This window comes from Kitasatospora sp. NPDC058478, assembly GCF_042720345.1.
Taxonomy (GTDB): Bacteria; Actinomycetota; Actinomycetes; order Streptomycetales; family Streptomycetaceae; genus Kitasatospora.
Genome location: NZ_JBHXML010000166.1, coordinates 1 through 1428, shown reverse-complemented (window position 1 = coordinate 1428; position 1428 = coordinate 1). Strand labels below are relative to the sequence as shown.

1 protein-coding gene is annotated in these 1428 nt (G+C 71.1%); it reads right to left on the bottom strand.

Annotation, left to right across the window (positions count from 1 at the left end; all coding sequences use genetic code 11):
* Positions 1-21: 21 nt before the first annotated feature.
* Entirely contained in the window at positions 22-1227 is a 1206-nt protein-coding gene (locus ACFWPT_RS40910) for an IS110 family transposase (protein WP_380488131.1), read from the bottom strand.
* Between the last annotated feature and the right edge of the window lie 201 nt (positions 1228-1428).

The following is a 1428-nucleotide window of genomic DNA, read 5'->3' as shown; positions in this document are numbered from 1 at the left end:
CCTGGAGTCTCAATGATGAAGTCAAGATGCCTGCGCGACCGGTGGGGCGGAGGTGAAGATCCGGTTGTCGCGCAGGAGCGCCCACAGCACGTTCGTGCGTCGGCGGGCCAGGGCGATGACCGCCTGGACGTGCTTGCAGCCCTCAGCGCGCTTCTTGAGGTAGAAGTCCCGGTTCGGTCCCTCGCGGATGGTGCTGGTCTGCGCGGACAGGTAGAACACCCGGCGCAGGCGGCGGCTGTACCTCTTCGGTCGGTGCATGTTGCCCGTGCGGCGGCCGGAGTCGCGGGGCACAGGGACGAGCCCGGCGGCGGAGGCGAGGTGGCCGGCATCCGCGTAGGCGCCCAGGTCGCCCGCCGCGACGACGAACTCGGCCCCGAGGATGGGACCGATACCGGGCAGGGACTCGATGATCCCGGCCTGCGGGTGGCTGTGGAAGGTGTCACGGATCTGCTGGTCGACGTGCTTCAGGCGGTCGTCCAGGGCCAGGATCTGCGTGGCCAGGTCGGCGACGATCCGGCCCGCAGTGTCCTCGCCGGGCAGCACGGTGTGCTGGGCCTCGGCGGCCTCCAGTGCGGCGGCGGCCACCGTGTCGGCACCGCGGACGCCGCGGTTGGCCAGCCACGCCGTGAGCCGGGCCCGGCCCCGGCGGCGGATCGCCGCCGGACTCTGATAGCCGGTCAGCAGGACCAGCGCACCCCGGTGGGAGGAGTAGTCGAAGGCCCGCTCCAGCGCGGGGAAGATCCCGGTCAGCACATCGCGGAGCCGGTTGATCATCCGCACCCGGTCGGCGACCAGGTCGGTACGGTGCGCGGTCAGCAGCGCGAGGTCGGCGGCCAGCTGAGCGGGCACGCCGATCGCGGCGAAGTCCCGGCGGTGCCGGGCGGTCTCGGCGATGACGTAGGCGTCACGCGCATCCGTCTTGGCCTCGCCCCGGTAGGCGCCGGACATGCGGTTGACGGTCCGGCCGGGCACGTAGACGGTCTTCTGGCCGTGCGCGGCGAGCAGAGCCAGCAGGAGAGCCGAAGCGGTGCCGGAGATGTCGACGGCCCAGTGGACCTCGTCGGCCAGGGCCAGGATCTCGCCGAGCGCGGTCAGGATCGCCGACTCGTTGTTGTCGACCTTCCTCGACCACAGCGTCGCCCCGGCCTCGTCGACCACAGCCGCCCAGTGATGGCCCTTGCCCGCGTCGATGCCGGCCCAGACCCGGGCCCGTCGTTGCTCACTCATCGGCCTCTCCTCGTCTCCGACAGCATGCCGCCGGCCCGAGGAACACCCCGCTGTCATCTCCGTAATCAGCGACCGAAACGCACATCTCAATCAGCAGCCAGGGCGCCCCGGAGAGCCGGACGGCCACTCCAGGGAAGCCACGGTCGGCAAGAACCCATCAGCCACATCCGGCCCTCCCGGGCCACCTAACACCTTACGGAG